Below are 21,746 nucleotides of genomic sequence, written 5' to 3'. Positions count from 1 at the left end.
ACCCCGACCTGCGTCGGGCGCTGCGGCGATCGGCGCGAGCGCGCGGGGAAGCGCTGCGGACCTGGGATGACTGCGCCCGCGACCTGGCACGCGTGCTGGCTAGGCTCGGGGAATGAGCTTCGCCCCGGAATGGTTGGCCCTGCGGGAAAAGGCGGACGCCGACGCCCGGGCCGAGGATTTGCTCGACCCGCTGCGGGAAACTCTGCTGAACCGAAACCCCCTTCTCGTGCGTGATGTCGGGTGTGGCACAGGATCGATGGGCCGATGGCTCGCCCGGCGGTTGGACGGCAGGCAGCACTGGGTGCTGCACGACCGTGACCCGCGGCTGCTCGCTGTGGCCGGTGCGACGGTGCCCGGCCCGGGCGTGACGGTCGAGACCCGCGAGGGCGACCTCACCGCACTGCGCGCCGAAGACCTCAAGGGCACTTCGCTGCTGACGGCGTCGGCGTTGCTGGACCTGCTGACCGCCGACGAGGTCGACGCGCTGGCCGCCGCCTGCGTCGACGCGGGCTGCCCCGCGCTGCTGACCCTCTCCGTCGCGGGCCGGGTCGAACTGGACCCGCCCGAGCCACTCGACGCCGAGTTCGCCGAGGCCTTCAACGACCACCAGCGCCGGGAGGTCGATGGCCGCCGCCTCCTCGGCCCGGACGCCGTCGCCGCCGCCGTCGACTCGTTCGAACGTCGCGGCGCCGTGGTGTTGGCCCGACCGAGCCCGTGGCGGCTGGGGCCGGACCAGGCCGCGCTGGCGGGGGAGTGGCTGCGGGGCTGGGTGGATGCGGCCTGTGAGCAGCGACCTGCTCTTGCCGAGGAAGCACCCGCGTATCTGGCGCGCCGACTTGCGGGTGGTTTGCGGGTCGTGGTTGGGCATGTCGACCTGTTGGCGTTGCCGAGGTCGGCGTGACGCGCCGGCTCTGGCCGTGGCTGCGACTCGTCCTCGCCCTCGGCATCCTGGCCGCGCTTCTCCTGCGGCTCGGCGCGGACGCGTTCGTGGATGGGCTGCGCGCGATCGACGCCGGTTCCCTCGTCGCCGCCTTGGCAATCGGGCTGGCCACCACCCTCTGCGGTGCGGGCCGATGGTGCGTCGTGGCGCGCAGGCTGGGCCTCCCGCTGTCCCTGGGCACCGCGGTCTCCGACTACTACCGGGCCTTGCTGCTCAACGCCGTGCTTCCCGCCGGCGTCCTCGGCGACGTGCATCGCGCGGTGAGCCACGGACAGCGGTCGGGTGACCTCGGTCGGGGTGTCCGCGCGGTGGTCTTCGAACGGTTCGCCGGGCAGGTGGTGCTGATCGCCATAGCCGTCGCCGTTCTCCTCGCCCAACCCATGAACCTGACCCTCGACCATTCCGCCGTGATCAGCATCCTGGCGGTCCCGATCACCGCCGTCGGTCTTGCCGTGCTGTGGCGCAAACGTGCGGCGACGGTCTGGGCGGACGCGCGCGTCGGGCTGCTGTCCCGGCGGGCCTTCCCGATGGTGGTGCTGCTGTCGGCGACGGCCGTGGCCGGGCACCTCGCCCTGCTGCTCGTCGCGGCCAGGGTCGCAGGCACCGAGGCGCCCGCCGACCGGCTCCTGCCGCTGTTCGTGGTGGCCCTGCTGGTGATGGCGTTGCCAGTCAACGTCGGCGGCTGGGGCCCACGGGAGGCATTCCTGGCCGCCGCGTTCGGCGCCGCCGGGCTGGGCGCCGCCCAAGGACTCACTACGGCCGTGGTCTACGGCGTGCTCGCGCTGGTCGCGAGCCTGCCGGGCGCGCTGTTCGTGGTCCTAAAGAACCGTGAGGTAGTCCGCGAACGCGGCGACCAGTCCGGCCAGCAGGTCCTCGCCCTTGCGGGCTGAGGCCAGCGACGGCCGTCCGACCACACCGGACTCCGTGTACGCCGCCATGCCGAGGGTCAGCAGGTGCCCGCGGTCGTCGGCGAGCCAGTCACTGGTGTCGTAGCCGGGTTTCACCATCGCCGGGTGGGCGTGGAGCAGGACCGAGGTCTCCAACTCGCCCGCGTGCATGTCGCTGTCGGCTGAGGTCTCGATCCCCGCGGCGGCTCGCGCGGCCGCCCAGTCCTGGACGCCGGGGAACAAAGCCATGCCACCCAAGGCTTCCTGCACGATATTTGCCAGCACGTAGTTGCCGCAGTGGCCGTTGACGATCACCAGCTTGGGGACACCGGAGCGGCGCAGCGAGTCGGCGATGTCGGTCACCACCGAGTGCAGTGTCCGCGCCGAGATGCTCACCGTGCCCGGCCAGGCGGCGTGCTCGTGCGAACAGGAGATCGTCACCGGCGCAAGCAGTTGCACGGGGTACGCGGCGGCGAGTTCCCGGGCGATCGTGCACGCCATGACGGTGTCGGTCACCAGCGGCAGGTACGGGCCGTGCTGCTCCAGACTGCCGACCGGCAGCACGGCCACGGTGGCGGCGCGGTCGCGGACGTCGACGGTGGTGGTCAGCGGAAGCAGGTACGGGTCACCGGTCATGTGCGCGACCGTAGCCAATCCGGTGGCACAGGGCCGGGAGGTTGCCGGACGCCAGCTTCGGCAGCACCTCAGGCAGGGCGTCGAAGTCGCTTTCGCCGGTGATGAGGGTGTCGAACACCGGGTCGGCGAGCAGGTCGAGCGCCAGCGCCATCCGGTCGGCGTAGGTGCGCCCCGCCCGGGCCACGGTGCCGACCTGGCTGCCGCGCACGGTGAGCCTGCGGGAGTGGAAGAACTCGCCCAGCGGGAGCGAGACCCGCTGGTCGCCGTACCAGCTCAGCTCGATCACCCTGCCCTCCGGCGCGAGCAGCTCCAGCGACCGGGCGAGACCGCTCTCGGTCGCGCTGGCGTGCACCACGAGGTCGAGGCCGCCCTCGGCCTCCTCGGGCGAAGCGAATCCGACTCCCAAAGCGGCGGCGACCGTCGCCCGGGTCGGGTCGGTGTCGACCAGCTGGACGCGCGCACCAGGGAATCGGGCGAGGATCGCGACCACAGCGCAGCCGACCATCCCGGCCCCGACCACCGCTATCCGGTCACCGATCAGCGGGGTCGCGTCCCACACCGCGTTCACCGCCGTCTCCACCGTCCCGGCCAACACCGCCCGCGCTGCCGGCACGGCCTCCGGGACCGGGGTCACCGCGTCCGCCGGGACCACGTACCGGGTCTGGTGCGGATACAGGCAGAAGACCGTGCGGCCGACCAGGTCCGCGGGACCGTCCTCGACGACGCCGACGTTGAGGTACCCGTATTTGACCGGCCACGGGAAGTCACCCTCTTGGAATGGCGCGCGCATCACCGCATGCTGGTTCTCGGGCACCGCGCCCGCGAGGACGAGCGACTCGGTTCCCCGGCTGACCCCGGAGAAAAGCGTGCGGACCAGGACCTCCCCGGTCCCCGGCGTGGGAAGGGCGACGGGGCGGATCTCACAATTGCCGGATGAGGTGAACCAGAGGGCCCTTGCCGTGCGTGTCATCCAATACCCTCCGAAAAATCGGGGCCTACTGCCGCAAGGGGCGCGATGGTCACACTCCAGCACACCACGGCCCGGCGCGAGCCCGCCGTGTGGGCGGGCGGTCAACTCCTCCTGCTGGGCGTGCTCTGGGCGACCGTGGGACTCGGTCCGCTCGGCGCCCTCGTCGGTCTCGTCCACGCCTGCGCCACCGGGGCGCTGCTGACCGAGGCGGTGCGCCGGTCCGACACCGCGGCGTTGGGGCCCGCCGACCGCGTCACCCTGGCCCGGCAACTGCTCGTCGGCGGGGTGACGGCCCTGGTGGCCGACCGCGCCGACGGCACGCTCCCGACGATCGTGGCGCTGGCGACCGTCGCACTCGTCCTCGACTGCGTCGACGGCATCGTCGCCCGGCGCACGGACACGGTGTCAGCGCTGGGCGCCCGCTTCGACATGGAGGTCGACGCCTTCCTGATCCTGGTGCTCAGCGTCCACGTGGCGTGGTCGCTCGGCCCGTGGGTGCTCGCGATCGGCGCCGCCCGGTACCTGTTCGTCGCCGCGTCCCGGTGGCTGACCTGGCTGCGTGGGGACCTCCCACCCAGCTACGCACGCAAGGCCGTCGCCGCCGCGCAGGGCGTCACGCTGGTCGTCACCGCGAGCGGGGTCGTCCCGCATGCGGGGGTGCTGGTGGGACTCGCGTTGGTCACGCTTGGGTGGTCGTTCGGCCGCGACATCGTCTGGCTCCGGCGGAACGCGTCCGCACCAGTGCGAGGATGCCGCGATGTCTGATCAAGCCAGCGCCACCCGCGTCGTCGGCAACATCGCGCTTTGAGTCCTGCAAGTCGCTCTCGCCGCGTACTTCATCTACAGCGCGACCACGCTGTTCGGCGACGGACTCGTGCGCAAGTTCGACGACATCGGCCTCGGCCAGTGGCTGCGCTACCTCACCGGCGCCCTCGAGATCGCAGGCGCGATCGGCCTGCTGATCCCGCGCCTGTGCGGTCTCGCCGCGCTCGGGCTGGCCGGGGTCATGGTCGGCGCCGTCGCCACGGAGCTGTTCCTGGTGGACAAGCCCGGCCCGGTGCTGCCCGCGATCCTGCTGGTGCTGAGCCTGGTCGTGGCGTGGTTCCGCCGGGACACGATCCTCGCCCTGGTCGCCAAGCTGCGGGGCTGATCAGCCTTTGGGCAGGTAACGCAGCACAGCGACGTCACCGACCCGGGAGACGTCTTCGAGGCGCATGCGGCGCGCGGGTCCGCCAGGGAACTCGGCCGGGTTGAGGAACCGCGGCGCGCCCGCGTGGCCGATCAGCAGCGGGGCAACCGCGACCTGGATCTCGTCGGCCAACCCGGCCGACAGGAACGCGGTGTGGATCCGGCCGCCGCCCTCCACCATCAGCCTGCTCACACCGCGGCCGCCGAGGTCGTCGAGGAGCTGGGCGAAGTCGATCTCGGCGCCCAGCGACACGACCTCGGCCAGATCGCCCAGGCTTGCCGAGGCCGCGCCGGAATCCGTCGTGTAGACGACCTTTCGGCCGCCGCAATGCCAGAACCGCAGGCCCGGGTCGAGGTCGCCCGAGCCGGTCACGGTGACTTTCAGCGGATGTTCCGGGAGGCCGTCGGCGACCCGCGCGGCCCGCCGTTCGGCGCTGTTGACGAGCAGGCGGGGGTTGTCCCGGCGCACGGTCTCGGCGCCGATCAGGATGGCGTCGGACTCGGCCCGCACCTGGTCGACGCGGTCGAAGTCGAGATCGTTGGACAGCGGGAACCCTTGGCCGGCCTGGTCATCGATGTAGCCGTCCACGCTGACCGCGACGCTGAGGAGGACGTATGGGCGGGTCACGGTGCGTCCGTTCTGTTCCGCGAGTTGAACCGGAAGTGGTCCGTCGACCGTATAACCGATTGGCGGCACCACATTTTACGAGAGGACAGTGGATGGAGTTGTTCGCGCCACTTCGAAGGGTCGGGCGCGGGCGGGTTCGTCGGATCGCGGCCGGGGGCGTCACCGCGCTCGCCTGCGCGCTCGTGCTGTTCGCTCTGCTCGCCCCAAACGACCTCGACCGCCTGAGCCCCTTGGCTTTCCTCCGCGTTCCGGCGGAGGGGCTGCTCGGCGTCGTCCTCTTCCTCGTCCTGCCCACCCGGGCGAGGCGGGGTGTGGCCGTGCTCGTGGGTGTGGGCCTCGGTTTGCTGACTGTCGTGAAGATCATGGACATGGGTTTCGACGCGGTGCTGCACCGACCGTTCGACCTGGTCCTCGACTGGCCGCTGCTCGCTCCCGCCGTGGGCTACGTCGACGCGACAGCCGGTCCCGGCGGGGCGATCGCCGTCGTGGTCGGGGCGGTCGTGCTCGCGCCCGCCCTGCTGGTCCTGACCACGCTGTCCGCCCTGCGCCTGACCCGGCTCGTCGCCCGACACCGGCTCGGGGCGGCCCGGGCGGTCGCGGTCCTCTCGGTCGTGTGGATCACCGCTGCCATCCCGGGCGCGCGGATCGACCCAGACGCGCCCATCGCCTCCGGCAGCGCCGCCGCCTTCGCCCTGGACCACGCCCGCCAGGTGCGGGCGGGCCTGCTCGACCACGACAAGTTCGCCGAGGAGGCCGTGGTCGACCGCTTCCGGGACACCCCGGGCACGGAACTGCTCACCGCCTTGCGCGGCAAGGACGTCATCGTCGCCTTCGTCGAGAGCTATGGCCGCGACGCCGTCGAGGACCCGGAGCTGGCACCCCAGGTCGGCGCGGTGCTCGACGAAGGCACTCGCAGGCTCAGCGACGCCGGATACGGCTCGCGCAGCGCCTTCCTCACCTCGCCGACCACGGGTGGCGGCAGCTGGCTGGCGCAGGCCACGCTGCTCTCCGGCCTGTGGATCGACAACCAGCAGCGCTACCGCACCCTGGTCTCCGGCGACCGCCTGACCCTCGGCGCCGCCTTCGAACGCGCGCGGTGGCGGTCGGTCGGTGTCGTCCCCGGCATCACGTACGCGTGGCCCGAAGGGGAGTTCTTCGGGTATCGCAGCATCCAGACCGCGGAGGACCTCGGGTACCACGGGCCGCGTTTCAGCTACGCCACCATGCCCGACCAGTACACCCTCGCGGCGTTCGAACGGTCCGAGCGCGCTCAAGCAGACGAGCCGGTGATGGCGGTGATCCCGCTGGTCTCCAGCCACGCACCGTGGACGCCGACGCCGGCGCTGATCGACTGGGCCGACGTCGGCGACGGTTCGATCTACCAGGCCATGCACACCGGCGACCGCCCCGCGGAGGCCATCTTCAACGGCGACCCCACCCAGATTCGCGCCGATTACCGGCGGTCCATCGAGTACTCGCTCAACACGCTGGTCTCCTACGTGGAGACCTACGGCGACAACGACCTGGTGCTCGTTTTCCTCGGCGACCACCAGCCCGCCAAGATCGTCACCGGCGACAACGCCACCTGGGACGTCCCGATCACCATCGTCACCCGCGACCAAGCCGTGCTGAACCGGGTGTCCCCGTGGAACTGGGACGCGGGCCTGAAACCCGGCCCGCACGCCCCGGTCTGGCCGATGAACACCTTCCGCGACCGGTTCCTGAAGGCTTTCGGGCCGTAGCGCCGTCCAGAGATATCCAGCCGGTATGGGCGGGTCAGCGATGCTTCGCGGCCGTAACGGTCGGGATCTTCGCCTGGCTGGGCCAAACCTACGACGGCGTCTTCCTGGCCGCGCGGCTCACCGTCATCGGCTACTCGGTCAACGACTCCGTCGTCGTCTTCGACCGCGTCCGCGAAACTCCGACAACGAGACCAGAACGTTCCGTTCGCCCGCGTCATGGGCTCGGCTGTCCTGCAAACCTTGCCCCGCACGGTCAACACGGGCATCGGAGTCCTGTTCGTCCTCGGCGCACTGCTGATCCTCGGCGACGATTCATTGGCCGACTTCGCCCTCGCGTTGCTGCTGGGCCTGATCACCGGCACCATTTCCACGGTGGCCACAGCCGGCCCGGTGGCCATCCTGCTCGACCGCCGCAGCCCGGAGCCGGACGCACTCGTCCGCCTGCGCGAACCCGGACCCGGAAGAACGATGGAGCTGTCGTATGACGGAACTGATCGCCACCCTGCGCGACGCGTTCGGATGGCGTGCGACGGTTGAGGTCTTGGCCGGACCGCGAGGCGCACTAGGCCAGATTTGGCGCGTGGACGTCGGGTCGGAGCGGTATGCCCTCAAGGAGATCTTCGCCGAACCACCCTCGGAGGCACTGATCGAGGCGGAGTTGGCGCTCGCGCACCGCGCGGCGGAGGCGAGCGTCCGCTTCCCCAAGAGTCACCCCGACCGCACAGGCCACTACCTCCTCGCGGCCCCCAGCGGCGGATGGCTGCGCCTCTACGACTGGGTCGACCTGCGGCCGCTCGACCTCACCGCGAAAGCCACCCCACGAGACCTCGGGACCCTGCTCGCCCGCCTACACAAATGCGCCCCCGCCGCGACGACCGAGCTCGGCGGGGGAGTGCCGGATCCCTGGTATGACACCGTTCCCGCAACCCACCGCTGGGCGGAAGCGGCCGATTCGGAAGCGTGCTGGACCGCGCGACTCGCTGACCGACTGACCACCCTCCCCAACCTGTGTGAGTCGGTCACCTCCACGAAGCTCGACGAGTTGATCGTCTGCCACCGCGACCTCCATCCGGAGAACGTCCTGGCAGATCCCGCAGGCGCACTGGTGGTCGTCGACTGGGACAACCTCGGCCCAGCCGAACCACCCCGAGAACTGGCCCGAGCCCTATTCGACTGGTACTGCGACGGCCCAACCCCAGACATGCCGGCGATGCGCGCCATGTACGAGGCGTACGTCCGGGAGGACGGCCAAGGCCGCGTCACCGAGCAAACGGACTTCTCGATGCTGATCGCCGGCAGACTGAACTTCCTATTGAAACAGACAACCATCGCGCTTGACCCACAAGTCGAACTCCACCACCGCGAATGGGCGGAGCGTGAGATAGACGAGGCGCTCCGCACCCTGCCAACCCCGGAACAACTGACAAACGTCCTGACACTGACCCGAACAGCCAGTTAGCCCAAGGTCGCACCACCACCACCACCCGAGACAAACTCGACCCAACCACCCACAGCGCCACCCCAACGAGGAAACCCAAGGGGGGATGGGCTTTTGATCCCTGCTCTACCCCCGGCTCCCTCGTCCTGGCCATCGAGAGTCATGGCCGAGGGAGACTAATCTCCTTGGTGGTCAAGGGAAGTTCAGTAGCCTAACGTCGTAAAGTCCTGATCCGGACCCGGTACCCCCAGCGCGGCGATCTCAGCTCGAGTCCCATCATCAGGCCGCAACCCCCACCGGCTGAAGAAGCCAGTGAGATCGACACCGACAGCCTTACTCGCCGCGACCATGAAGTACTGAGCGGCATCACCCTGAGGACCCGGCTGTTCCGCACGGCAAAGCTGATGCAGCCGAGGAAAGAACCCATCACCACCCCCAAGACGCAACTGCTCAAACATCGCAAGCATGATCCAAACCCCGTCCCCTTGACCCAGCTGCGATTCGGCCAGACGGTCGTAGTCCCGTTCGCCGTCAGGAAGCGCCAAATACCCATGCGCCTTGGCAAACGCCCGTTCCCCCGTCAACCGCGAAGCCGTACCGAAAGCGCGTTCAACCGCGAGGCTGTAGACATTGACGGTCACTTCCTGAACCGGCAGCCACTCCCACGCCTGCTGCTGATGCAGGTGACCAAGCTCGTGCCACATCCCCCACGACGCGCGCAGCCCCGCCACGGTGAACGCCTCATCCATGAGATCGGCAGGCCAATGGATCCGGTAGTCGCCGGCGTCGGGATTCTGCTCTGCCTTGCCTTCGGAGATGTAGTACCGAAGCGGGCTCACCCGATCGACGGCAGGATCGGCCCGGTGCCCGCTGATCCCGTCCTCGATCTCGATGATCTTGTCGTAGGTCCGCAGCAACTCGTCGACGTCCTCGCCCGCGTAGCGGCGTGCGGTGTCGAGTGTCGCGGTGAGGACGACGTGTGCGCTGACAAGCTGCACCAGTGGCGCCGCACCCGCCTGGCCCAGCACCGACGCCCACTTCGTGGCCTGCCCCAGCGTGTACAGCGGAATCGGGGTGGCCTGCGGTCCGATCGTGACCGCGATCTGCTGGGTGCCCGCGCCGGTGTGGCGAAGGTGGATCGCGCCGCCCTTCGGATCGCGCACGGTGTTGGCGCGGCCGGACAGGGGGTAGGTGCGTGCGTCGTTCTCCGAGCCGCCCAGCCCGGACGGCCCGACGACGACTTCCGGCCTGGCTGAGTCGGGTCTGTCGACGGTGATGGTCAGGTCGGTGTCGGGCGGCAGATACCAGCCGGTCGGCTGGAAGTCCGCCAACTTGAGGCTGCGTCCGGTTCGCACCTGCTCGTCCTCGGCGGAGGGCAACGGTGAGAAGGTGATCCGCCGAGGATCCTTGGGCGCCTCGGCGGTCGTGGGCGCGGTCGACTCCGTGGGGGATTCACACGCGGCCAAGCATGCCACGACCACGGACATCGCCACTGACGCTAGAACTCTCATGACTGCGAAGGGTATACACACTCGGCCGGCCGCCGCCGAGCCGCGCTGCATCCAGAGATATCCAGTTGTCGACGACGGAAAGCTTGACAAATCTAGATGTCCACTATGGATCCACAAGGGGGCCGGGGTGGACCAAGTCGCGTCCACCCCGGCCCCCTTGTCACCTCAGCCGCGCCCGCCCGTGATCACGCGGCGCAGGTCCGCGCGGGACGGGTCGTCGCCCAGCATCCGGGCGGTCTGGCCCGGGGTGGGCTGGGGGAGTGCGTCGCACTTGGTGTCGGCCTGGCGGCCGCCCTTGCGCGCCGGGAGCTTGCCCGTGGCCAGGTAGTCGGCGATCTGGTCGTCGACGCACGAGTTGCCGTTGAGCGTCCCGCTGTGGGTGGTGCCGCCGACGATCTCGATCAGCGCCGAGTTCGGGAACCGGCTGCGGACCTCGAGGCTGCCCTCGAACGGCGTGGGCGCGTCCAAGGTCTCGCTGGTCAGCAGGATCGGCGGCGCCTTCGAGCCGTCGACCTTCACCGGCTTGCCCGCTTTCGCGCCCCAGTAGACGCAGGGCGCGTTGTACCAGGCGTTGCCCCAGGTGGTGAAGGGCGCCTTGAAGTGGGTGATCCAGTTGTCCAGCCGCCATCGGTTCCAGTCCGTGGGCCACTGGACGTCGGTGCACTGCACACCCAGGTAGACGGCGAAACCGTTGTCCGAACCGGGTTCCTGGCTGTTGATGCCGTCATAGCGGGCCTTGAGGCCCGCGGAGTCCCCATTGTTGACCCAGGCCGAATACGCGGCGGCGAGGTCCGCCCAGCCGTAGGTCGAGTAGGTCGCGCCGAGGAGCACGTCGACCAGTTCGTCCGGGCCGATCACCCCGCCCGCCGGGGACTTCCGCAGCTTCTCCTGCTGCGCGTAGAAGTTCCGCTCGATGGTGCGGCCGTCGGTGCCCAGGTGGTACACCGCGTCGTGCTTGGCCGCCCAGTCGAAGTAGATCTTGATGTTGCGGTCGAACGCGAGGTCCTGGTTGAGATTGGCCTTGTACCAGACGTTGCGCGGGTCGACGTTGCCGTCGAGCACCATCCGGCGCACCCGCTCCGGGTAGAGCGTGCTGTAGACCTGCCCGAGATACGTGCCGTAGGAGAAGCCGTAGTAGTTGATCTGCTCTTGTCCCAGCGCCTTGCGCAGCACATCCATGTCGGCGGCCGTGTCGGTCGTCTTCAAGTGGGCCAACAGGTCGCCGCCCGCGCGGTCGCGCAGGCCTGGGCGTAGGCCTTCGACCGGTCGAGCCAGGTCTTCTCCAACTGCCTGGTCACCGGCACGTAGTACGGCCGGTTGTAGCCCATGACGCCGCTGTCGCACGACAGCGACGGCTGGCTGGAGCCGACCCCGCGCGGGTCGAAGCCGATCCAGTCGAAGGTCAGTCCCGCACCCTTGGGCACGTACTCGCCGAGTACCGAAAGCCCGAGGCCGGACCCGCCGGGCCCGCCCGGGTTGACCAGCATGACGCCCTGGTACTGCTCGGCGGGCGCTTTTGCCTTGATCCGGGAGACGGCCAGCTTGATCTTCGTGCCGGATGGGTTCGCGTAGTCCAGGGGCACTTCGAGCAAGCCGCACTCGGCGCCGCGCGAGATCAGGCCCGGCCGTTCGCACTTGCCCCACGCGATCGGCGCGGGCTCGTAGGCCACCTGCGCGGGAGCGGCCTGCGCCATGGGCGTCACGGACACCCCGGCCGCGACCGCGCCCGCCGCGGCGGCGATTGCCACGATCTTCTTCACTGATACCCCTTGTGTTTCGGTAGACATCCGATGATGGGTTACCGTAGATCGCCTGATACTGCACGGTTCGGCACCCGAGGTGAACCGTCCATGTGACTGTTTCGTTGCCACAGCACAAAGTTCGACCTGCTGTCGTGGGCCGTTCGGACGCCCGGCGGCCCTGCCGTCCGGCGAGTGCGCTCCACTGTGGAGGCACCGACCACCGCGGCGCGGCCGTCGCGAGTGGTGTCTGACAAGTGGTGTCTGACAAGGACAAGCACCGGGTGGGCGGCGGTTCGCCCACCCGGTGCCCGAATCAGGACGTGGCGATCCCGACCGTGTCGATCAGGAAGTCGGTCCGCAGCGAGTAGTCCTCGGCGCTGACGAACTTCAGTGTGACCGTCTTGCCTTGCCACTGCGAGAGGTTGGCCGTGCGGTACACATAGGAGCCGCCCGCGTTGGCGTTGGACCACGTGGTCAGGGTCGTGGTGGTCGAGCCGTCGACGACCTGGACTTTGAGGGTGTCGTAGATGGTCGTGCCCGCCTCCTGGGTCACGACCCGGAGGTGGTAGCCGAGCGTGGAAGTCCCGGCGGGGACGGTGATCTGCTGGGACAGGGTGTCGATGTTGGTCACGCCGTTGCCGCCCATCCACGCGTACCAGGAGCCCTGGTGCGCCGGGTAGGTGGTCCAGTTGCCCACGACGCCACCGGTGATCGTCCAGTTCGCGGTGCCGCTCTCGAACCCGCCGTTGGCCACGCCGCCGGTGGGCGGCGGAGTGGTCGTGCCGCGGTAGTCGATCGTGTGCGTGTAGACCAGGTTCCGGGTGGCCGCCGAGACGTCCAGCCCGGTCAGCGGCCGGTCGTCGTTGAACCACTCGCGGAACGTCGTCGACCTGTAGCGGCGCATGTTGTCGAACGTGCCCGCCGGGCCGCCGTCCACCTTGCGCCACAGGTCGATCAGCGCGCCCGCCACGCGGAGCTCGACCTGGTCTCCGTCCTCGGGGTTGGTTCGGCTCGTGGGCAGGCTCGGGTCGTTCGGCGTGGTGTTCATCAGGTCGACCGATTCGCCTTCGGGGAAGACGAACAGGCCGTCGCCCTTGGCGTGCCCGGCGATCGCGTTGGCGAAGCCCTCGGTCCACCCGCAGCTCGGGCCGCTGCGCTTGTGCAGGTAGTGCGGGTCCGGGCAGCCGAAGACCGGCCACCAGCCGCCGTAGAGCAGGTCCATGAACGCCGGGCCAGTGCGCCATGCTTTCGAGGCCGGACACGCCAGGTCCGCCGAAGTTCACGACCAGCGAGCCGATCCGGTCGTGCTGGGGTGTCGAGCGCACCCGCGTCACGTGGATGTCGATCCGGTCGCCCGTCGGGCCGGCACGTTCCACAGGGACCGCGAGCGTCCCGCACTCGTAGGTCGACCGCGCGCGTCGGTACGCGGGGATGGCGGCGTCATCGATCCGGACGAGGTCGCCACAGGCCCCGAACGCGATCCGTCCGGAGGTCGGGTCGGACTTGTCGCCTTGCGTGCATCCGCCCGCGACGATCACGAGACCGGCGAGACCGGCGCCGAGCCGCGCGCCTGCGGTCGTCCGCGTGGCGACACTCATCCGGGGCCTTGACGTGCTCAGCTCTGCGAAGGGCCGCTATGTGGAAGTGAGTCGATGCGTGGTCATGTCGTGTTACGTGCCGACGTAGGCCGCGAGGTGCTCCCCGGTGATGGTCGACTTGGCCGTCACGAGATCGGCGGGCGGGCCCTCGAAGACGATCTTGCCGCCGTCGTGGCCCGCGCCGGGCCCCAGGTCGATGATCCAGTCCGCGTGCGCCATCACCGCCTGGTGGTGCTCGATGACGATGACCGACTTGCCGGAGTCGACGAGCCGGTCGAGCAGGCCGAGCAGCTGCTCGACGTCGGCGAGGTGCAGGCCGGTGGTCGGCTCGTCGAGGACGTACACGCCGCCCTTCTCGGCCATCCGGGTGGCCAGCTTGAGCCGCTGCCGCTCGCCGCCGGACAGCGTGGTGAGCGGCTGGCCGAGGCTGAGATAGCCGAGCCCGACGTCGGCGAGCCGGTCGAGGATGGCGTGCGCGGCGGGCGTGCGCGCCTCGCCCGCGCCGAAGAACTCCTCGGCCTCGGTCACCGACATCGCCAACACCTCGGCGATGTTGCGCCCACCCAGGTGGTACTCCAGCACCGAGGCCTGGAACCGCTTGCCCTCGCAGTCCTCGCAGGTCGTGGCGACGCCTGCCATCATCGCCAGGTCGGTGTAGATGACACCGGCGCCGTTGCACGTGGGGCAGGCGCCCTCGGAGTTGGCGCTGAACAGCGCGGGCTTGACCCCGTTGGCCTTGGCGAACGCCTTGCGGATCGGTTCGAGCAGGCCGGTGTACGTCGCCGGGTTGCTCCGCCGCGACCCGCGGATCGCCCCCTGGTCGACCGACACGATGCCCTCTTGCCCCACGACCGAGCCCTGGATCAGCGAGCTCTTGCCCGACCCGGCCACACCGGTCACGACGACCAGCACACCCAGCGGGATGTCGACGTCGACGTCCCGCAGGTTGTTGGTGTCGGCGCCGCGGACCTCCAACGCGCCCGACGGTGTCCGCACGGACGCCTTCAGGGCGGCCCGGTCGTCGAGGTGGCGCCCGGTGATGGTGTCGGTGGCCCGCAGCCCCTCGACCGTCCCCTCGAAACAGACGGCGCCGCCCGCCGTGCCCGCGCCGGGACCGAGGTCGACGACGTGGTCGGCGATCGCGATCGCCTCCGGCTTGTGCTCCACCATCAGCACCGTGTTGCCCTTGTCCCGCAGCTGAAGCAGCAGGTCGTTCATCCGCGCGATGTCATGCGGGTGCAGCCCGATGGTCGGCTCGTCGAAGACGTAGGTGACGTCGGTGAGCGAGGACCCGAGGTGGCGGATCATCTTGGTCCGCTGCGCCTCGCCGCCCGACAGCGTGCCCGACGGCCGGTTGAGCGACAGGTAGCCCAAGCCGATCTCGGCGAACGAGTCGAGGGAGTGCTGCAGCGCCGCCAACAGCGGCGCCACCGTGGGTTCCTTGAGGCCGCGGACCCAGTCGGCGAGGTCGCTGATCTGCATCGCGCACGCGTCGGCGATGCTGATCCCGTTGATCTTCGACGACCGGGCCTCCGCGGCGAGCCGGGCGCCGTCGCACTCCGGGCACACGGTGAACGTGACGGCCCGGTCCACAAAGGCGCGGATGTGCGACTGCAGCGCGTCGACATCCTTGGACAGGAACGACTTCTGGATCTTCGGGATCAGCCCCTCATAGGTCAGGTTGATCCCCTCGACCTTGATCTTCGTCGGCTCCTTGTAGAGCAGGTCGTGCAGTTCGCGCTTGTTGTACTTGCGGATCGGCTTGTCCGGGTCGAAGAAGCCGCAGCCACGGAAGATACGGCCGAACCATCCGTCCATGCTGTAGCCCGGGATCGTGAGCGCGCCCTCGTTGAGCGACTTGCCGTCGTCGTAGAGCTGCGACAGGTCGAAGTCCGTCACGTTGCCCATGCCCTCGCAGCGTGGGCACATGCCGCCGAGGCGGTTGAACGTCGCCTTCTCGGCCTTCGTCTTGCCGCCGCGCTCCACCGTGATCGCGCCGCTCGCCCGCACCGAGGGGACATTGAACGCGAACGCGCCGGGCGGACCGATGTAGGGCTTCCCGAGCCTGCTGAACAGGATCCGCAGCATCGCGTTGGCGTCGGTGACGGTGCCGACCGTGGAGCGGACGTTGGCGCCCATCCGCTCCTGGTCGATGATGATCGCGGTGGTCAGCCCCTCGAGGACGTCGACCTCCGGCCGGTTCAGCGTCGGCATGAAGCCCTGCACGAAAGCGCTGTACGTCTCGTTGATCATCCGCTGCGACTCCGCGGCGATGGTGGCGAACACCAGCGAGCTCTTGCCGGAGCCGGAGACGCCGGTGAACACCGTCAGCCTGCGCTTGGGGAGTTCGACGCTGACGTCCTTGAGGTTGTTCACCCGCGCGCCCTGCACCCGGATCAGGTCGTGGCTGTCGGCGGCGTGCTGAGCGGGCGACTTGGTGTCCGTCCTCGGGGCCATGACTTCGTCTCTCCATCTGTGCGGCGGGTGTTTCTGTTGCTCAGCGCAGTTCTTGGATGCGGATCAGGTTGCCCGCGGGGTCGCGGAAGGCGCAGTCGCGAATGCCGTAGGGCTGCTCGGTGGGCTCCTGCACGACCTCGGCGTCGCCGGCCTGCAGCTGTTCGAAGGTGCCGTCGAGGTCCTTGGTGGCCAGGAGGATCCAGCCGTAGGTGCCCTTGGCCATCATCTCGGCGATGGTGCGGCGCTCGTCGTCGGTGACACCGGGGTCGGCGGCGGGCGGCGCCAGCAGGATCGACGTGCCGGGCTGGTCGGGCGGGCCGACCGTGATCCAGCGCATCTTGCCCTGTCCGACGTCGGTGCGGACCTCGAAGCCGAGGGTGTCGCGGTAGAAGGCCAGCGAGGCCTCCGGGTCGTCGTGGGGGAGGAACGTGGTGTGAATGGTGATGTCCATGGCGGCAACGCTAAGCGAGGCTCGAAGTGGGCGCTTCTCGATTCCTGATCGGTCGGGTGACCTGTTTCGCCACGCACGACGGCATCCCCGCCGTCGCCCGTGCCGCCTCACGCTTGTAGACACTGGGCGGCATCCCGACCAACTCGGTGAAGCGCGTGCTGAAGGTCCCCAGCGACGAGCAGCCGACCGCGAAGCAGACCTCGGTGACGCTGAGTTCGCCCACCCGCAGCAACGCCATCGCCCGCTCGATCCGCCGCGTCATCAGGTAGCCGTATGGCGACTCGCCGTAGGCGCGCCGGAACTCCCGGCTGAGGTGCCCCGCCGACATGTGCGCGCCCCGGGCCAGCGCCTCGACGTCGAGTGGCTGCGCGTACTCCCGGTCGATCCGGTCGCGCACGCGCCGCAGCCGCGCGAGATCGCTCAGCCGCTGCGCCTCGTCGGGTCTGCTGGTCACCTTCGGATCGTGCCACAGAGGACGGACCTGGCGAGCCCGTTTCGCGTCGTTGTCAGTCCTGGGTGGGTGGCTTCACCGCGGTTGGTGGCGCTCGCGGCGGACCGTGGTCCTCCGGCCTTTGATGGTCGCTCGCCGGAGCGCGACGATCACGTCCTCGGCGGCGGACTCGGGGACTTCGACGAGGGAGAACCGGTCGGCTATCTCGATGGCGCCGATGTCGCGGCCCGAGAGGGCGGACTCGCCGGTGATCGCGCCGACGAGGTCCTGCGGGCGCACGCCCGCGGAGCGGCCGCTCCCTACGAAGAGGCGAGTCATGCCGCTCGCGCCGCGCCGGCCGCTCGGCCGTCCCGGGCTCTTGCGCCTGCCGTGGTCGTCGGACGGCGGCGGTTCGGCTTCCGGGAGTTCTTCCTCATCAAGGGCTCCGCCTGCCTCCTGGGCCAGTTTGACCGCGGCGAGCGCCACCTCGAACAGGTCGAACTCCTCGCAGAGCGGCTCGATCACGGCGCGGAACTTCTCGAGGTCGTCCTCCAGGAGGCTCTCCCGGAGGGCCGCGCGGGTGAGGTCCAGCCGCCTGGCGCGCAGATCGGCGACCGTGGGCAGCTTCTCCACCGCGATCCGCTGGCCCGTGACTCGTTCGATGGTCTTGAGCATCCGGTGTTCGCGCGGTTCGACCAGGGTGATGGCGGTGCCCTCGCGGCCCGCCCGGCCGACCCGCCCGATGCGGTGGACGTAGGACTCGGGCGCGCTGGGCACGTCGTAGTTCACCACGTGGGTCAGCTGCTCGATGTCGAGCCCGCGGGCGGCGACGTCGGTGGCCACGACCAGGTCGATCGTGCCCGCCCGCAGCCGGTTCATCACCCGGTCGCGCTGCACCTGGTCCATGCCGCCGTGCAGCGCCTCGGCGGCTTGGCCGCGGCCGTTGAGGGTCTCGGTGAGCCGGTCGACCTCGTCGCGGGTGCGGCAGAAGACGACCGCGGCCGTGGGCGCCTCCAGGTCGAGGACGCGGCCGAGCGCGGCGGGCTTGTGCCCGCGCGGGACGACGTAGGCGCTCTGCCGCACCAGCAGGCCCTCGCCCGCCGTCGACGCCTTGCGGTCGAGTTCGACCAACACCGGCTCACGCAGGTGACGGCGAACCATGCCCGCGATGCGCGGTGGCATCGTCGCCGAGAACAACGCGGTCTGCCGATCCCGCGAAGTGGCGCTGAGGATCGCCTCGATGTCCTCGGCGAACCCCATGTCCAGCATCTCGTCGGCTTCGTCGAGCACGACGGCCGAGATGTCGGCCAGGGCGAGCGTTTCCCGGTTGATGTGGTCCTGCGCGCGCCCTGGCGTGGCCACCACGATGTCGACGCCGCGGGCGAGCGCGCGCAGCTGCCTGACGATCGGCTGGCCACCGTAGATGGGCAGCACCCTGGCGCCGATGTCGTGCCCGTAGCGGTGCATCGCCTCCGAGACCTGCACGGCCAGCTCGCGGGTCGGCACGAGCACCAACGCGACGGGCCCGGCCCGCCCGCCGCCCTCGGCGATCCGCTGCAGCAGGGGAAGGGCGAACGCGGCGGTCTTTCCCGTCCCCGTCGCGGCCTGCCCGACGACGTCACGGCCCTGCAGCAGCGGTGGGATGGCGGCGCGCTGGATCGGAGTGGGTTCCTCATAGCCGAGGCCCACGAGGGCCCGGAGAAGGTCGGGACCCAGTCCGAGGTCGGCGAAGCCGCTCCCGTCCCCGCCGGTGTTCTCGATCATCAACGACCCTTCGGTGCCCGCGTCGGCTGTCGGGCGTGGGTACCCATCAGTCGGTCCATTATGCGGTCGGGCCACTGGCGTGTGTGGTTGGGAACCGGTTGACCGTCGGCTGAGCCGGTTTCACAGCTGCCGGACTGGATCTGCCCGACCAGGACGTGCTCTTCGACAATCGATCCGGTTCTTCCCTGACGACTCGCACTGCGGCGGTGGCGACACCGAACTGGCGCGTCGGAAGTCCCAGGTGGGATCGGTGCTCTTCGGCGACCGGAAGCGTCCCTACTTCCGATTCGGCATCGACTTCGTCGCCGCGGCAGGCGAGCAGGACGACCGTGCTGCCTCGGCTATCACCGATGTCCAGCGCTCGCTCGTCGGGGCTGTCGCCCGTGGACTGGACCCAGGACGACTACCGCGACTGGCTCACCGAGACCCTGTGCCACAGCTTGCTCCCGCCCACCGAGGAGCCGCCGAGCTCCGGGTTCTAGCAGCTGTCCGCCCGTCCGCGGACCTGCCAGAACTCCGAATCCTCGTGTTTTGCCCCGACCCGTCGGCAGGAGTAACTACACTCCAAAAAAGATCATCGCTACGCCGGGACGGGGGACCATGGACGAGAAGATCCTCAATCCAGACGCCGCGCGCGAGCGGCTGGCCGCGTGGAAGGGCCGGATCGACAAGCTGGCCGCGGACACCCAGGCCATGAGCACGCGGTTGCAGCGGGTCCAGGTGACCGCGGTCGATCCAGGCGGGCTGGCCGAGGTGACCGTCGACTCGTCCGGGTCGCTGGTGAACCTGCGGCTGACCGACCGGATCCACAAGGCCGCGCCGGATGCCGTGGCGCAGGCCGTCATGGCGGCGCTGCGGCAGGCCCGCGAGCAGGTGGCCCAGCAGTCCCAGGAGGTCATCGCCGAGACCATGGGGCCGGACTCCGCGGCGGGGCGGGCGATCTCGGAGCGCGTCGGGCGCCACTTGCGCGGCCCGGGGCCCGAGGACGACGACGGGGACTACGACATGCGTTCCCATGTCAGGAGGTACTGACCGGTGGCCGAGCAGTTCACCGTCGTCCCCGACCAGATCCGCGCCCACGCCGCCAATGTGGCGGCTGTCCTGGCGCGGTTCGAAGCCGTCAAGGGGGCCAGCCAGGCCATCGCGCAGGACGACGAGGCCTACGGCACGCTGTGCGGTTGGATCTCCGGGCTCCTCGAGGGCAAGCACACCAGGCAGGACGAGCTGTTCGCCAAGGTCGCCGAGAACCTGCGGCTGGTGACGGCCGCGCTCACCGCGAACGCCGACGCCTACGAAGACACCGAAGACACGAACACATCGGCGCTCGGGGGTGGGAAATGACCGAGAACACGCTGGTGGCCCCCGTCGAGTCGACGCGGGAGGTGTGGACCGGGTCCGGGTTGGCCGACAGCATCGAGGGCCTGGTCGACGCCATCCGCAGCGACGGCTGGGTGGACGACGTCCTCGCCGGGGCCACTCTCGGTGTCGAGGTGGCCGCGACAATCATGGATCCGATCAGCGCCCTGCTGGCCAACGGCATCGGCTGGGCGATGGAGTACTTCGATCCGCTGCGGGAGATGCTCGACGAGCTGACCGGCAAGCCGGACGTGGTCCGCTCGCACGCCGCCACCTGGAACAACATGGCCACCGAGCTGTACTCCATGTGCACCGACCTGGGCAACCACCTCAACCAGGACACCCCGGACTGGCAGGGTGAGGCGGCTGACGCCTACCGCTCCCTGATGGTCAACAACGTCGACGCCCTCGGCGGACTGGCGGCGATTTCCGCGGCCATGGCCGCGGCCACCGAGGGTGCGGGCGGCCTGGTGGAACTGACCAGGGAGATCGTCCGGGACCTGATCGCGGACCTGGTCGCCCGGGTGATCGTGTGGGTTGTCGAGGCGGTGTTCGTGGTGACCATCCCGGTGATCGCGACCCAGATCGCGGCCGCGGTCGTCAAGTGGGCGGGGCGCATCCTGACCTACACGATGGCCCTGATCGCCAGCCTGACCAACCTCGACAAGCTCCTGAACAGCTAGGGCACCGGGTGAAGCACCTCATCGCGATCCTCCTCGTCCTCTGGTACTGGACGCTGCACAAGCGCCCGGACGGCGGCTCACCGTCGGGCGTGCCGAAGCCGGGCCCCGGCAAGCCGTCGCAGCGACACGGCTCGGTCGACGCGGGTCAGGGTGTCTCCAGCGCCCAGAACGCCACCGACCAAATCGCCGACCAGGGCACCCCACCCGGCGGCGACGGCCAGGGCACGACGCCACCGACCCCGCCGCCAAACCAGTGGGGCAACGCCACCGGCCTGGACACACCGCCCAGCGTGGCGAGCATCAACCTCAACCAGATGCGCCTGATCCACATCCTCGACGGCGACTCCGACGGCATCGGCGGCGGCCACGCGCCGGGCACGGGCATCCCGAACAAGTCGGAGTTCCCGGCAAGATGGGACTCATCCGACCCGAAAGACCCACCGCTGGACGACGTCGTCCGCCGACACGTCGAGGACGTGGCCCGAAACCCCGACCGCCCGCCGTACCAGCAGGACAACGGCCGCTGGGTAGCCACCGGCAACCGCGACGGCGTCGACATCGAGGTCATCATCGACCCGGACGGCACCATCCGAACCGCGTACCCCACCGGCGGACGAGGCGTCACCAACAACGACGCCAACGGCAACCCGATCAACTAGGAGCACAGTGGACCTCGTCAAGCTGAACAACGACTCCCGGGCCCTCCTGGAAGCATTGGCAGACCGCCTGCCGCCGGAAACCACGGCCGCCTACCGCCGCCTCAGCGACGCGGGAGAGTGGGCCGAACTCGTCGACACCCTGTGCGCTTCCCTGATCCGCCGCAAGATCCCCGTGACAGTCCCGGAATACCAGCGCCTCGCCGATCTCCTCGCCATGTTCGGCGGCCCCCGAGAGGGCTACACCTACCTCAGCGACCCCCACGGCGTCCTGTCGAAACTCGCCGTCGACCCGACGTAGTCGAAGACAGCAAGGCGAGACAAGCGTGCGGACTCGGTGGGCCGCCGATGGCGTGGCCTGCTCCACAGTGGACTGAAGCGGCCGCAGCAGGCGTGCCGCCGACCCAGGTCGCGGAGTGCGCGGGAACTCGGGAACAAACAGCCGTGGATGGCCACTGATAGCCGGACACGGCCGGACATGACAAGATCGGCCCTCGACCTGCCTATCGCAGGTCAGGGCCGATCTTGTGTGCTTGGAGATGGTGCCCCCGGTCAGAGTCGAACTGACACTGGACGGATTTTGAGTCCGCTGCCTCTGCCGGTTGGGCTACGGGGGCGTCGGGAGAGGACTCTACGCGATCACCTCAAAGACGTGCGCGCAGGTTGCCG

General features: G+C 69.6%; 22 protein-coding genes, 1 tRNA gene and 2 pseudogenes. 14 read left to right on the top strand and 11 right to left on the bottom strand.

The features are described from left to right. Positions 1–112 precede the first annotated feature (112 nt). On the top strand, positions 113–901 hold the full coding sequence (locus tag ACRDSQ_RS11135; RefSeq protein WP_431420776.1) for a class I SAM-dependent methyltransferase: 789 nt from the start codon (positions 113–115) through the stop codon (positions 899–901). Then, positions 898–1,830 (top strand): lysylphosphatidylglycerol synthase transmembrane domain-containing protein, encoded by a 933-nt coding sequence (locus ACRDSQ_RS11130; protein ID WP_431420775.1) that lies wholly within the window; start codon positions 898–900, stop codon positions 1,828–1,830. The genes ACRDSQ_RS11135 and ACRDSQ_RS11130 overlap by 4 nt, the downstream gene beginning before the upstream one ends. Here the strand turns inward: ACRDSQ_RS11130 and ACRDSQ_RS11125 are convergent. Both ACRDSQ_RS11125 and ACRDSQ_RS11120 read right to left on the bottom strand, forming a co-directional pair. Then, positions 1,759–2,463, bottom strand: coding sequence for a creatininase family protein (locus ACRDSQ_RS11125; RefSeq protein WP_431420774.1), 705 nt, complete (start codon positions 2,461–2,463; stop codon positions 1,759–1,761). The genes ACRDSQ_RS11130 and ACRDSQ_RS11125 overlap by 72 nt on opposite strands. Then, positions 2,453–3,433, bottom strand: coding sequence for a zinc-dependent alcohol dehydrogenase (locus ACRDSQ_RS11120; RefSeq protein ID WP_431420773.1), 981 nt, complete (start codon positions 3,431–3,433; stop codon positions 2,453–2,455). The genes ACRDSQ_RS11125 and ACRDSQ_RS11120 overlap by 11 nt, the downstream gene beginning before the upstream one ends. A 45-nt stretch (positions 3,434–3,478) precedes the next feature. Here ACRDSQ_RS11120 and ACRDSQ_RS11115 point away from each other — a divergent pair, with 45 nt between their 5' ends. After that, positions 3,479–4,198: a CDP-alcohol phosphatidyltransferase family protein gene (locus ACRDSQ_RS11115; RefSeq protein ID WP_431420772.1), complete on the top strand. Its 720-nt coding sequence runs from the start codon at positions 3,479–3,481 to the stop codon at positions 4,196–4,198. 46 nt (positions 4,199–4,244) lie between these two features. Beyond that, the gene (locus ACRDSQ_RS11110; RefSeq protein ID WP_431420777.1) at positions 4,245–4,583 is read left to right on the top strand and encodes a DoxX family protein; all 339 of its coding nucleotides are present in this window, start codon (positions 4,245–4,247) and stop codon (positions 4,581–4,583) included. On the opposite strand, the gene ACRDSQ_RS11105 is transcribed toward ACRDSQ_RS11110, so the two are convergent. Beyond that, positions 4,584–5,249, bottom strand: coding sequence for a RibD family protein (locus tag ACRDSQ_RS11105; RefSeq protein ID WP_431420771.1), 666 nt, complete (start codon positions 5,247–5,249; stop codon positions 4,584–4,586). A gap of 92 nt (positions 5,250–5,341) precedes the next feature. Here ACRDSQ_RS11105 and ACRDSQ_RS11100 point away from each other — a divergent pair, with 92 nt between their 5' ends. From ACRDSQ_RS11100 to ACRDSQ_RS11085, 4 genes and pseudogenes are all read left to right on the top strand, one after another. Beyond that, complete coding sequence (locus ACRDSQ_RS11100) at positions 5,342–6,991, top strand: sulfatase (RefSeq protein ID WP_431420770.1); 1,650 nt, start codon at positions 5,342–5,344, stop codon at positions 6,989–6,991. Continuing rightward, a pseudogene (locus ACRDSQ_RS11095) lies at positions 6,895–7,122 on the top strand (hypothetical protein); the annotation flags it as partial. The gene ACRDSQ_RS11100 and the pseudogene ACRDSQ_RS11095, both read left to right, overlap by 97 nt. A gap of 85 nt (positions 7,123–7,207) precedes the next feature. Next, on the top strand, positions 7,208–7,528 hold the full coding sequence (locus ACRDSQ_RS11090) for a hypothetical protein (RefSeq protein WP_431420769.1): 321 nt from the start codon (positions 7,208–7,210) through the stop codon (positions 7,526–7,528). Beyond that, positions 7,473–8,450, top strand: a complete 978-nt coding sequence (locus tag ACRDSQ_RS11085; protein ID WP_431420768.1) for a phosphotransferase enzyme family protein — start codon at positions 7,473–7,475, stop codon at positions 8,448–8,450. The genes ACRDSQ_RS11090 and ACRDSQ_RS11085 overlap by 56 nt, the downstream gene beginning before the upstream one ends. A 182-nt stretch (positions 8,451–8,632) precedes the next feature. Here ACRDSQ_RS11085 and ACRDSQ_RS11080 read toward each other — a convergent pair whose 3' ends face one another. The 7 genes and pseudogenes from ACRDSQ_RS11080 to ACRDSQ_RS11050 all read right to left on the bottom strand — a co-directional run bounded on the left by ACRDSQ_RS11080 (position 8,633) and on the right by ACRDSQ_RS11050 (position 18,382). Next, positions 8,633–9,916: a M60 family metallopeptidase gene (locus ACRDSQ_RS11080; protein WP_431420767.1), complete on the bottom strand. Its 1,284-nt coding sequence runs from the start codon at positions 9,914–9,916 to the stop codon at positions 8,633–8,635. Positions 9,917–10,105: 189 nt separating this feature from the next. After that, positions 10,106–11,700: pseudogene (locus ACRDSQ_RS11075) on the bottom strand (alpha/beta hydrolase). Positions 11,701–11,995: 295 nt separating this feature from the next. Next, on the bottom strand, positions 11,996–12,904 hold the full coding sequence (locus ACRDSQ_RS11070) for a hypothetical protein (protein ID WP_431420766.1): 909 nt from the start codon (positions 12,902–12,904) through the stop codon (positions 11,996–11,998). 448 nt (positions 12,905–13,352) lie between these two features. Next, positions 13,353–15,737, bottom strand: a complete 2,385-nt coding sequence (locus ACRDSQ_RS11065; protein WP_431420765.1) for an ATP-binding cassette domain-containing protein — start codon at positions 15,735–15,737, stop codon at positions 13,353–13,355. A 40-nt stretch (positions 15,738–15,777) separates the two neighbouring features. After that, positions 15,778–16,188 (bottom strand): VOC family protein, encoded by a 411-nt coding sequence (locus ACRDSQ_RS11060; RefSeq protein ID WP_431420764.1) that lies wholly within the window; start codon positions 16,186–16,188, stop codon positions 15,778–15,780. Between the two features lie 10 nt (positions 16,189–16,198). Beyond that, a complete protein-coding gene (locus tag ACRDSQ_RS11055) occupies positions 16,199–16,642 on the bottom strand; it encodes a helix-turn-helix transcriptional regulator (protein WP_431420763.1) in 444 nt (147 codons plus the stop codon). A 72-nt stretch (positions 16,643–16,714) separates the two neighbouring features. Further along, positions 16,715–18,382, bottom strand: a complete 1,668-nt coding sequence (locus tag ACRDSQ_RS11050; protein WP_431420762.1) for a DEAD/DEAH box helicase — start codon at positions 18,380–18,382, stop codon at positions 16,715–16,717. A 350-nt stretch (positions 18,383–18,732) separates the two neighbouring features. Between ACRDSQ_RS11050 and ACRDSQ_RS11045 the strand changes: the two genes are divergently transcribed. The 6 genes from ACRDSQ_RS11045 to ACRDSQ_RS11020 all read left to right on the top strand — a co-directional run bounded on the left by ACRDSQ_RS11045 (position 18,733) and on the right by ACRDSQ_RS11020 (position 21,378). Next, positions 18,733–18,864, top strand: a complete 132-nt coding sequence (locus ACRDSQ_RS11045; protein ID WP_431420761.1) for a hypothetical protein — start codon at positions 18,733–18,735, stop codon at positions 18,862–18,864. A 118-nt stretch (positions 18,865–18,982) separates the two neighbouring features. Beyond that, complete coding sequence (locus ACRDSQ_RS11040) at positions 18,983–19,414, top strand: YbaB/EbfC family nucleoid-associated protein (RefSeq protein ID WP_431420760.1); 432 nt, start codon at positions 18,983–18,985, stop codon at positions 19,412–19,414. 3 nt (positions 19,415–19,417) lie between these two features. After that, positions 19,418–19,723 carry a type VII secretion target gene (locus tag ACRDSQ_RS11035; RefSeq protein WP_431420759.1) on the top strand — a complete coding sequence of 102 codons (306 nt, stop codon included), beginning with the start codon at positions 19,418–19,420 and terminating at the stop codon, positions 19,721–19,723. Continuing rightward, on the top strand, positions 19,720–20,421 hold the full coding sequence (locus ACRDSQ_RS11030; protein WP_431420758.1) for a WXG100 family type VII secretion target: 702 nt from the start codon (positions 19,720–19,722) through the stop codon (positions 20,419–20,421). Before ACRDSQ_RS11035 ends, ACRDSQ_RS11030 begins: the two co-directional genes overlap by 4 nt. 8 nt (positions 20,422–20,429) lie before the next feature. Further along, positions 20,430–21,080 (top strand): EndoU domain-containing protein, encoded by a 651-nt coding sequence (locus ACRDSQ_RS11025; protein ID WP_431420757.1) that lies wholly within the window; start codon positions 20,430–20,432, stop codon positions 21,078–21,080. A gap of 7 nt (positions 21,081–21,087) precedes the next feature. Next, positions 21,088–21,378: a hypothetical protein gene (locus tag ACRDSQ_RS11020; RefSeq protein ID WP_431420756.1), complete on the top strand. Its 291-nt coding sequence runs from the start codon at positions 21,088–21,090 to the stop codon at positions 21,376–21,378. 239 nt (positions 21,379–21,617) lie between these two features. On the opposite strand, the gene ACRDSQ_RS11015 is transcribed toward ACRDSQ_RS11020, so the two are convergent. Further along, a tRNA-Leu gene (locus ACRDSQ_RS11015) sits at positions 21,618–21,694 on the bottom strand. Between the last annotated feature and the right edge of the window lie 52 nt (positions 21,695–21,746).

Origin of the sequence: Actinokineospora sp., from assembly GCF_050699995.1 — a bacterium.
Taxonomy (GTDB): Bacteria; Actinomycetota; Actinomycetes; order Mycobacteriales; family Pseudonocardiaceae; genus Actinokineospora.
This window is presented reverse-complemented; position numbering and strand designations above follow the sequence as displayed.

Coding starts and splice junctions, on each gene's coding strand:
- ACRDSQ_RS11135 (WP_431420776.1), top strand. CDS start 113: ATGAGCTTCGCCCCGGAATGGTTGGCCCTGCGGGAAAAGGCGGACGCC.
- ACRDSQ_RS11125 (WP_431420774.1), bottom strand. CDS start 2,463: ATGACCGGTGACCCGTACCTGCTTCCGCTGACCACCACCGTCGACGTC.
- ACRDSQ_RS11120 (WP_431420773.1), bottom strand. CDS start 3,433: ATGACACGCACGGCAAGGGCCCTCTGGTTCACCTCATCCGGCAATTGT.
- ACRDSQ_RS11115 (WP_431420772.1), top strand. CDS start 3,479: ATGGTCACACTCCAGCACACCACGGCCCGGCGCGAGCCCGCCGTGTGG.
- ACRDSQ_RS11100 (WP_431420770.1), top strand. CDS start 5,342: ATGGAGTTGTTCGCGCCACTTCGAAGGGTCGGGCGCGGGCGGGTTCGT.
- ACRDSQ_RS11090 (WP_431420769.1), top strand. CDS start 7,208: ATGGGCTCGGCTGTCCTGCAAACCTTGCCCCGCACGGTCAACACGGGC.
- ACRDSQ_RS11085 (WP_431420768.1), top strand. CDS start 7,473: ATGACGGAACTGATCGCCACCCTGCGCGACGCGTTCGGATGGCGTGCG.
- ACRDSQ_RS11080 (WP_431420767.1), bottom strand. CDS start 9,916: ATGTCCGTGGTCGTGGCATGCTTGGCCGCGTGTGAATCCCCCACGGAG.
- ACRDSQ_RS11070 (WP_431420766.1), bottom strand. CDS start 12,904: ATGGACCTGCTCTACGGCGGCTGGTGGCCGGTCTTCGGCTGCCCGGAC.
- ACRDSQ_RS11065 (WP_431420765.1), bottom strand. CDS start 15,737: ATGGCCCCGAGGACGGACACCAAGTCGCCCGCTCAGCACGCCGCCGAC.
- ACRDSQ_RS11060 (WP_431420764.1), bottom strand. CDS start 16,188: ATGGACATCACCATTCACACCACGTTCCTCCCCCACGACGACCCGGAG.
- ACRDSQ_RS11050 (WP_431420762.1), bottom strand. CDS start 18,382: ATGATCGAGAACACCGGCGGGGACGGGAGCGGCTTCGCCGACCTCGGA.
- ACRDSQ_RS11045 (WP_431420761.1), top strand. CDS start 18,733: ATGTCCAGCGCTCGCTCGTCGGGGCTGTCGCCCGTGGACTGGACCCAG.
- ACRDSQ_RS11040 (WP_431420760.1), top strand. CDS start 18,983: ATGGACGAGAAGATCCTCAATCCAGACGCCGCGCGCGAGCGGCTGGCC.
- ACRDSQ_RS11030 (WP_431420758.1), top strand. CDS start 19,720: ATGACCGAGAACACGCTGGTGGCCCCCGTCGAGTCGACGCGGGAGGTG.